Source organism: Mycobacterium sp. 4D054 (genome assembly GCF_052245755.1).
Lineage (GTDB): Bacteria > Actinomycetota > Actinomycetes > Mycobacteriales > Mycobacteriaceae > Mycobacterium.
Genome location: NZ_JBQQCF010000119.1, coordinates 1 through 2473 on the forward strand (window position 1 = coordinate 1; position 2473 = coordinate 2473).

1 protein-coding gene is annotated in these 2473 nt (G+C 62.4%); it reads right to left on the bottom strand.

What is annotated here, in order from left to right; genetic code table 11:
* Positions 1–2473: hypothetical protein (locus tag ACTWP6_RS30090; protein ID WP_443189622.1), on the bottom strand; the 2473-nt coding region annotated here is incomplete at both ends.

Here is a 2473-nt window from a genome sequence, read left to right on the forward strand (position 1 = left end):
GGGGAACCACCCAGCCGGAAGATCGGCAACCCACCCACCGTGATGGCCGGCGGCAATCCGATCACGGTCACCACCGCAGCACCGGGAACCAGGCTCTCCTTGTCGGTGTCATCGACCACCGACACCGTGATCGAACGCGACAGTCCACCCTCGGTCGCGGTGAACGTGACGGCCTTGATCGCCGCCTCGTACTGCTCGATCGTGGCCACACCCGAGAGCGTCAGTGTTCTGGTGGTCTCGTCCCAGGAGGCGGTGATCGGGTTGCCCTCAATACCGCTGAAGCTCAGCACATCCCCGGACTTGTAACCCACACCAACAGTCAGCGTCGCCTTTGACAGGTTCTCCGAATCACCGTCCAGGATGCTCACCGAGGACACGACCTTCACCGGGGCGCCACCCAACCGGAAGATCGGCAACCCACCCACGGTGATGGCCGGCGGCAGACCGATCACCGTCACCACCGCAGCACCGGGAACCAAACTCTCCTTATCGGTGTCATCGGTCACCGACACCGTGACGGTTCGAGACAGTCCACCCTCAGTCGCGGCGAACGTCACGGCCTTGATCGCCGCCTCATACTGCTCAATCGTGGCAACACCCGAGAGCGTCAACGTGCGGGTGGCCGCATCCCAGCTCGCGGTGATCGGATTGCCGTCAATACCACTGAAGCTCAGCACATCCCCGGACTTGTAACCCAAACCAACCGTCAGCGTCGCCTTCGACAGCTTCTCCGAATCGCCATCGAGGATGCTCACCGACGACACGACCTTCACCGGGGCACCACCCAACCGGAAGATCGGCAAACCACCCACCGTCACCACCGGCGGCAGACCGATCACCGTCACCACCGCAGCACCGGGAACCAAACTCTCCTTATCGGTGTCATCGACCACCGACACCGACACCGTCCGAGACAGTCCACCCTCAGTTGCACTAAAAGTGACGGCCTTGATCGCCGCCTCGTACTGCTCAATCGACGCCACGCCGGACAAGGTGAGAGTCCTCGTTGCCGCATCCCACGAGGCGGTGATCGGATCTCCCTCAATACCGCTGAAGCTCAGCACATCCCCCGAGCGATACGACAGACCACCAATGGTCAGCGTCGCCTTCGACAGGTTCTCCGAATCCCCATCGAGAATGCTCACCGACGACACGACCTTGACGGGGGAACCACCCAACCGGAAAATCGGCAACCCACCCACCGTCACCGCCGGCGGCAACCCGATCACCGTCACCACCGCAGCACCCGGGACCAAGCTCTCCTTGTCGGTGTCATCGACCACCGACACCGTGATCGAACGCGACAACCCACCCTCAGTGGCAGTGAAGGTAACGGCCTTGATCGCCGCCTCGTACTGCTCGATCGTCGCCACACCCGAGAGTGTCAACGTGCGCGTGGCCGCATCCCACGACCCGACAATCGGATTCCCGTCAACACCGGAGAAATTCAGCACATCCCCGGACTTGTAACCCAATCCAACCGTCAGCGTGGCCTTGGACAGGTTCTCCGAATCACCGTCCAGGATGCTGACCGAGGAGACGACCTTCACCGGGGCACCGCCCAGCCGGAAGATCGGCAAACCACCCACGGTGATGGCCGGCGGCAACCCGATCACCGTCACCACCGCAGCACCGGGAACCAGGCTCTCTTTGTCCGTGTCATCGGTCACCGACACCGTGACGGTTCGAGACAGTCCACCCTCGGTCGCAGTGAAGGTAACGGCCTTGATCGCCGCCTCGTACTGCTCGATCGACGCCACACCCGAGAGCGTCAACGTGCGCATCGCCGCATCCCACGACCCGACAATCGGATTTCCCTCAACACCGCTGAAATTCAGCACATCCCCGGACTTGTAACCCAAACCAACCGTCAGCGTCGCCTTTGAGAGATTCTCCGAATCACCGTCCAGGATGCTCACCGAGGACACGACCTTCACCGGGGAACCACCCAACCGGAAGATCGGCAAACCACCCACGGTGATGGCCGGCGGCAACCCGATCACCGTCACCACCGCAGCACCGGGAACCAAGCTCTCCTTATCGGTGTCATCGACCACCGACACCGTGACGGTTCGAGACAGTCCACCCTCAGTCGCGGCGAACGTCACGGCCTTGATCGCCGCCTCATACTGCTCAATCGTGGCAACACCCGAGAGCGTCAACGTGCGGGTGGCCGCATCCCAGCTCGCGGTGATCGGATTGCCGTCAATACCACTGAAGCTCAGCACATCCCCGGACTTGTAACCCAAACCAACCGTCAGCGTCGCCTTCGACAGGTTCTCCGAATCCCCATCGAGGATGCTCACCGACGACACGACCTTGACGGGGGAACCACCCAACCGGAAGATCGGCAAACCACCCACCGTGATGGCCGGCGGCAACCCGATCACCGTCACCACCGCAGCACCCGGGACCAGGCTCTCTTTGTCGGTGTCATCGACCACCGACACCGTGATCGAACGCGACAACCCAC